The following is a 6,197-nucleotide window of genomic DNA, read 5'->3' as shown; positions in this document are numbered from 1 at the left end:
TATGGAGAGGTGTCCGAGCTGGCCGAAGGAGCACGATTGGAAATCGTGTAGGCGTCACAAGCGTCTCGAGGGTTCGAATCCCTCTCTCTCCGCCATAATAATAAGGCCCGTTGGTCAAGGGGTTAAGACACCTCCCTTTCACGGAGGTAACAGGGGTTCGAATCCCCTACGGGTCATATTAACTTCAAAAAAAGAAGTTGATTTTTACAACAAGATTATGATATGATCATAAATGTGTTGTTCGGAGGCTTAGCTCAGCTGGGAGAGCATCTGCCTTACAAGCAGAGGGTCGGGGGTTCGATCCCCTCAGCCTCCACCATATAAAATTTATAACGACGCGGGGTGGAGCAGCCCGGTAGCTCGTCGGGCTCATAACCCGAAGGCCGCAGGTTCAAATCCTGCCCCCGCAATTATACTTTCCTTTGAGAAAGTGATCTGGAACCGTGGTGTAGTTGGCCTAACATGCCTGCCTGTCACGCAGGAGATCGCGGGTTCGAATCCCGTCGGTTCCGCCATTTAATCTTTACATGAGGCAAACTGTTCACTACATCTGCTGTATGGCACTGATGCCCTATATAAAGTGTAAGGAATTAAGATTAGACTTTATTATGGCTCGGTAGCTCAGTCGGTAGAGCAGAGGACTGAAAATCCTCGTGTCGGCGGTTCGATTCCGTCCCGAGCCACCATTTTTAAAACAATTTAATATGCCGGTGTAGCTCAACTGGTAGAGCAACTGACTTGTAATCAGTAGGTTGGGGGTTCAAGTCCTCTCGCCGGCACCATGTAATCCTGGAGGATTAGCGAAGTGGCCAAACGCATCAGACTGTAAATCTGCTCCCGTACGGGTTCGGTGGTTCGAATCCATCATCCTCCACCAGTTTTTAGGGGCATAGTTTAAAGGTAGAACAACGGTCTCCAAAACCGTTGGTGTGGGTTCAATTCCTGCTGCCCCTGCCAATTAATTTTTAGAAATTAACCTTTTGTGGCGATCGTGGCGAAGTGGTTAACGCACCGGTTTGTGGATCCGGCATTCGGGGGTTCAATTCCCCTCGATCGCCCCTTTGTTTTTTCATTTTTTATTGGGGATTAGCCAAGCGGTAAGGCAACGGACTTTGACTCCGTCATGCATAGGTTCAAATCCTATATCCCCAGCCATTATGCGGACGTGGCTCAGCGGTAGAGCATCGCCTTGCCAAGGCGAGGGTCGCGGGTTCGATTCCCGTCGTCCGCTCCAAAATATGGCGCCATAGCCAAGTGGTAAGGCACAGCTCTGCAAAAGCTTTATCCCCAGTTCGAATCTGGGTGGCGCCTCCAGCATATGCCGGCGTGGCGGAATGGCAGACGCGCTCGACTCAAAATCGAGTGGGAAACCGTGGAGGTTCGAGTCCTCTCGCCGGTATATTGAATAGCCCTACATGTTGCTTATGCAATGTGTAGGGCTATTTTTATTTTATGTGAAACGATTTATGCGCAGTAAGAAAATGTAGAATAAGAAAAGATGGACGTTAATAAAGTTTGACGTATGATTATATTCAGTATATTGTAGATAAGTAAAGTCTTTAATATAGAGGAGTGAAGTAGAGTGACTAATGGAAAAAATGAATCGGATACCGGTTTGTTATTTGATCTTTCTGTATGGGATGAGGCATGGAAGAATCGTCCGAGAAGTTCAAAATATAAGAAACAAAGCGCCTTCTTTAATACAGAAGAAGCTTTTGAGCGGTGGGCAAGGGATTATCATGTACAGTCGTTCACTGAAGAAGGAAAGCAGCGTTCTGAGCGCATCATGGGCTGGATCGAGAACCAGGGTGTGGAGTTTGCAGGGTTATCTATTTTGGACATTGGAGCCGCCTCAGGCATATTTACCATTCCTTTTGCGGAAAAGGGGGCAAGTGTGACCGCAGTTGAGCCTTCTGAGTTGCTTGTCTCCCTTATGAAAGAGACGATACCTTCAGCTCTGGAATCCAAAATAGAAATCGTAAACGAACGATATGAAGAAATCTCCATTAAGGATAAGGGTTGGGAGAAGAAATATGACTTTGCATTTGCATCCATGTGTCCGGCAATGTCGGATTGGGAAACGATTGAGCAGGCGATCAATTGTGCCCGGAAGTATGTATATATAAGTACTATGGCGGGACAGAATGAACACACACTAATGGATGAACTTAAGGATGTACTGGGAGTAACTTCTTCATACAAGGCCGGTGATATGGGGTATATCCAACAGTTGCTGTATTTGAAGGGGTATTCTTATACGATGATTATTACGAGAGAAGTTAACTCATTTGAAGTACCGGTGGAAGAGATTATCGAGAAGCTGCCAGAATGGCTTAATACGTATGAGTTACCATCGGATGAAGATTCCCTCAGATTGGCTGAGAAGTACATTTGGGATACGTACAGGGATAGTACGGTGACCTTCTCACGTGGAGCAAGGTTTGGTAAAATTCTAATTCAACTTGAACAGCCAAATATGAAAACAGTTCGCACTAAGGATAAGCGATAAATCGCATAAGCTTGGCAAGTGTACTGATAATCAGGAATTGAGACGGACAATGTAGTCTAACGTCTAAGATGACACTAGGAAGCATCACAACACTGCGCAAAAAGATGAACGGTTGAAACATATGATGTTAAGATTGTAGAAGTAAAGTTTTAAGTGAAGGGAGCAGGTTATGTGCTCCCTCTTTTTTGAAGCCACTAATTCATCGATCCTTTGAACCAGACCCTCGTTTATTTAGAGATGTTCGAGACAACGAAACAAACACAGACCTAGTTTTCAGAGAATGATCTCTGAAGCATATTCCCTGATATTTCAAGTGGGAGAGCACTCGACGGTTAATCGAGTTGTCACAGGCTCCGAGCCCTGTTCGGGGAGCCATATGGAGAAGTGGACGAGCTGTCCGAAGGAGTACGACTTACAATCGTGCTCCTTTTCTAATTTCGGTTCGACACTTCTGCTTACGCTCCCGATACTGGCCGGGGGTAATTCCTTCCCATTTACGGAATGATCTGATAAAGTTTTGCGGATTGTTGTACCGAAGTCGTGCTGCGATATCTTTAACGGTTAGATCACTTTCGTCCAGCCATTTTTTAGCAATATTAAATCGGTACTTGGTCAGATATTCACTAAATGCACAGCCGGTCTCTTTGCGGAAAACACTACTTAAGTAGTTTGCATTGTAGTGAAGCTTCATGGCACATTCCTCAAGCGACAGATCCTTATCATAATCTTGATGAATCATGGCAATCATCTTCTCTGATATATGCTGATACTGGGCATACTGTCTTGCTTTAAAAACCTGGATGACGGGCAAGATGACTTGATGGTTAAACCAATCTTCAACTTCAGCAGCGTACTGCAAACCATGAAGTTCATGAAACATCGAGCCACGACCTTGGGAGATCTGTCCGAGTCGTATGCCGGATTCATGAGTCATTTGCAAAATATGCGTGAGTAGCCTCGTAAGAGCCACCTCATACTCCTCCGGTGTAACCTCCATACCAAAGATCACTTCAAGCAGTTGTTTCAGAAGAGCAGAGGCCTGGACTTCGTCCGCATTTTGAATAGCTTGGATCAATGAGTATTCCAATGATTCCGGGTAGGTCATGGGCCAAGTGGGAGCGTAATGATCTATGTTCTCATATTGAAAAATAATGCCTGTTCCCAGCTTCATCCGATGCCTCAATGCCTCCATGGCTTCTGTGTAAGCTTGAGGGATGTGATATAGAGAGCTGTGCGGCTGGCTGAATCCTATACTGACTTGAAGAGTTAGAATCTTATCCATCTGTTGTTGTAACTGGTCTGTTAATACATATAGCTGCTGTGAAAAAATAAAATGATCCTGTTCAACGGTGCCAATCACCGTGACTACCGTATGTTCCAGCACAATGGGAAGCAATTGTTGGTTATGCACAACCGTTTCCTCCAATATATTTTGAATAGCGAATAATAAGAGGTCACGATCACTAGCACTATATTTTGTATGATTAACGAGATCGGCCTGTAGTGTAATAACAGCAATTTGTTGCCATTCCCGAACCTGATGCGTGTAGCCATATTCATTCAGGGTGTCATAAAGAGTATGAACAGGGATCTTGCCCTGGAACAGATTCATCATAAAATGAGTGCGAATCTGCAACAGATGCATATTAAGTGTGTTCTCTAATTGCGAGCGAGAGGCAGATAGTTGTGAGACCCCTGCTCTGATCTGTTCGAACTCATCAGAAAATGGTGGTGATTGCTGAGCTACCGTGTTTCCTTCTTTGGACAGGTGGTTGTCACCAAGTTGGGTTAAAAGTTTACGAATCGGGATATGCATTCGATTGGAGCCGAGCCAAGCGAGTAATAATGAAAGTAAAAGTAAGAAGATACTGATATACAAGGTGTGTAATCCGATATCGATATATTCTTGTGTCAGAATATTGGTAGGTGAGATTAGAACATAAGTCCATCCTTTTAAGGTAGAAGGGCTATACGTCAGAGAATAATGTGTATCGGCGATCTTAACTTCCCGTTTTTCAAAGCCTGTTGAAAATGTAATGGGTGATAGTTTGGTTATGTTGGCTTCCGTATCCCGATCCTGTAATCCAATGGCAGACAACGGTTGTCCAATGTATACAGGATCGGGGTGGACCAAGATACGTTGTTCCCGATTCAAAATGATCAGTCCTGAGGCAGCATTGCCTAAGGAGGCTTCTCCTAGTGTATTTTGCAAAGAACATGCAGGGATTCCCGCAATCAGGGCAACATCGGAAGACGTATTCAGATTCGGAATAGACCTCGCAAGGGCAATATGATAAATACAGCCTGTACCGGGTGAACGCTCATCATTACTGAACACCGATGAAGGGGAGAGCTGCCATCCAGAGGTTAGCGTATCCGATATCAATTCCTTCATGGGAAGAGCCAGTGGAAAATCCGTATTACGATATAATCCGGCATGATCAATAAGCCAATTCTGTGATTGATTCACCAGGGTAATATCCAGCAAAGGTTCCCATGACCTCATATTCTTAAATTCACTCTGTAGCTTGTCGGCAAGCAAAGGCCCTTTCCCTTCTAGTGAAGAAGAAGCAGACAGAGAACGGAGGGTTACTGGAGAGCGAACGGCCTGATCAAGCATATAACTGACTGTAGCGAGTTTGTGTTCTACGTTGGATTGCATTTGTTCCAGCAACTGTCTGTTGGCCTGTGTACGATGCAGCTCAGTTTGGTTCGATGAATAGATAAATGCGGCAATTCCCGTTAACAAAATGGGCAGGGTGCTTAACAGGATTCCGAAGATGATCATTTTATGGAGATAGCTGATTGGTCGCACAGTTTCAGTTCCACCCCTGACATTAGAATAGTAACACTTTCTATTTTAGTAAACGCTTACATATAGAACAATCTAAATTTTGTTTATTTGGATAAAAAAGTAATTTTTTTTGAGAGGGTATAGGAGCAGAGATAAGGAATTGCTGATAGATGATCTTGCAGAAAAGGCTAGAGAAGCGGCTTGGACTGACTATCCAATACGGAATCATGAGAAACGAAATTGCAGTGTGAACGTAAATAGAGACATGGACATCATTCTCTCTACAGGTCGGTATCGGCTAAAGGGTAGCCTGAATACGGGTAAGAGAAGGTATCTGGAGTGATATTCAGCTTAGGTGGAACGTTGGTCTTATATAGGGACAGTCAAAGGTCCAACTAGATCCCCGACCTCAGTCTAGGATGAAAAACCGTCCACGGTCTGTTTTGAAAAGTCGCGGAATCCCCTAGAATAAGGACATAAGGTTAAACAAGAAACACGGAAACAAAAAAACAAGAAACAAACGAACAAATGACTCAACACATTAAAATGAACGAATGGAAAGGGCGGTGAACAACAATTATGAGATTGAATAAGGGAAATGGCTGGGCGATTGTATTGATTGCGCTGGGTGCACTACTCCTCTTCGGAAAGTTAACTCCACTTCTTGGACACTTAATGGGTTATCTGATTCCGGTCCTGATGATTGCACTGGGATACTACGGAGTTAAACGAGGGAATGTGATGCTTGGCTGGATTGTTCTCATCATCGGTATCATCTCACTGATGGGTAAACTGGCATGGTTGATCGGACCGATCATCGCGATCGGGTTAATCATCTTTGGTATCTCAATGCTAAGCAATAACCGCAGTCGTAGTGGTCGGTACTAAGCTTTC

At 44.4% G+C, this 6,197-nt stretch carries 3 protein-coding genes and 15 tRNA genes; 17 read left to right on the top strand and 1 reads right to left on the bottom strand.

All coding sequences use genetic code 11. The annotated features are described in order from the left end of the window. Positions 1 to 3 precede the first annotated feature (3 nt). The 16 genes from J2X75_RS21720 to J2X75_RS21645 all read left to right on the top strand — a co-directional run bounded on the left by J2X75_RS21720 (position 4) and on the right by J2X75_RS21645 (position 2,884). Positions 4 to 95: transfer RNA gene (locus tag J2X75_RS21720), tRNA-Ser, on the top strand. A 9-nt stretch (positions 96 to 104) separates the two neighbouring features. Continuing rightward, positions 105 to 176: transfer RNA gene (locus J2X75_RS21715), tRNA-Glu, on the top strand. A gap of 67 nt (positions 177 to 243) precedes the next feature. After that, positions 244 to 319 (top strand) — tRNA-Val (locus J2X75_RS21710). 17 nt (positions 320 to 336) lie between these two features. Then, positions 337 to 410, top strand: a tRNA-Met gene (locus J2X75_RS21705). Between the two features lie 27 nt (positions 411 to 437). Next, positions 438 to 515, top strand: a tRNA-Asp gene (locus tag J2X75_RS21700). 95 nt (positions 516 to 610) lie between these two features. Then, positions 611 to 686 (top strand) — tRNA-Phe (locus J2X75_RS21695). Positions 687 to 706: 20 nt separating this feature from the next. Continuing rightward, positions 707 to 782 (top strand) — tRNA-Thr (locus tag J2X75_RS21690). 9 nt (positions 783 to 791) lie between these two features. Beyond that, a tRNA-Tyr gene (locus J2X75_RS21685) sits at positions 792 to 877 on the top strand. A gap of 6 nt (positions 878 to 883) precedes the next feature. Further along, positions 884 to 957 (top strand) — tRNA-Trp (locus J2X75_RS21680). Between the two features lie 28 nt (positions 958 to 985). Then, a tRNA-His gene (locus tag J2X75_RS21675) sits at positions 986 to 1,058 on the top strand. Positions 1,059 to 1,080: 22 nt separating this feature from the next. Beyond that, positions 1,081 to 1,155, top strand: a tRNA-Gln gene (locus tag J2X75_RS21670). Positions 1,156 to 1,159: 4 nt separating this feature from the next. Next, a tRNA-Gly gene (locus tag J2X75_RS21665) sits at positions 1,160 to 1,234 on the top strand. Positions 1,235 to 1,240: 6 nt separating this feature from the next. Next, positions 1,241 to 1,314, top strand: a tRNA-Cys gene (locus J2X75_RS21660). A 6-nt stretch (positions 1,315 to 1,320) separates the two neighbouring features. Next, a tRNA-Leu gene (locus J2X75_RS21655) sits at positions 1,321 to 1,399 on the top strand. Positions 1,400 to 1,582: 183 nt separating this feature from the next. Beyond that, positions 1,583 to 2,509, top strand: a complete 927-nt coding sequence (locus J2X75_RS21650) for a class I SAM-dependent methyltransferase (RefSeq protein WP_310339941.1) — start codon at positions 1,583 to 1,585, stop codon at positions 2,507 to 2,509. 298 nt (positions 2,510 to 2,807) lie between these two features. Next, positions 2,808 to 2,884, top strand: a tRNA-Asn gene (locus J2X75_RS21645). A gap of 37 nt (positions 2,885 to 2,921) precedes the next feature. Here the strand turns inward: J2X75_RS21645 and J2X75_RS21640 are convergent. Continuing rightward, positions 2,922 to 5,324 (bottom strand): helix-turn-helix domain-containing protein, encoded by a 2,403-nt coding sequence (locus J2X75_RS21640; protein WP_310339939.1) that lies wholly within the window; start codon positions 5,322 to 5,324, stop codon positions 2,922 to 2,924. 558 nt (positions 5,325 to 5,882) lie between these two features. Between J2X75_RS21640 and J2X75_RS21635 the strand changes: the two genes are divergently transcribed. Beyond that, entirely contained in the window at positions 5,883 to 6,191 is a 309-nt protein-coding gene (locus J2X75_RS21635; protein WP_310339937.1) for a LiaF transmembrane domain-containing protein, read from the top strand. The last annotated feature ends 6 nt before the right edge of the window (positions 6,192 to 6,197 follow it).

This window comes from Paenibacillus sp. 2003 (assembly GCF_031455635.1).
GTDB lineage: Bacteria > Bacillota > Bacilli > Paenibacillales > Paenibacillaceae > Paenibacillus > Paenibacillus amylolyticus_B.
The sequence above is the reverse complement of the archived record's forward strand: the minus strand, read 5'-3'. Positions and strand labels throughout refer to the sequence as shown.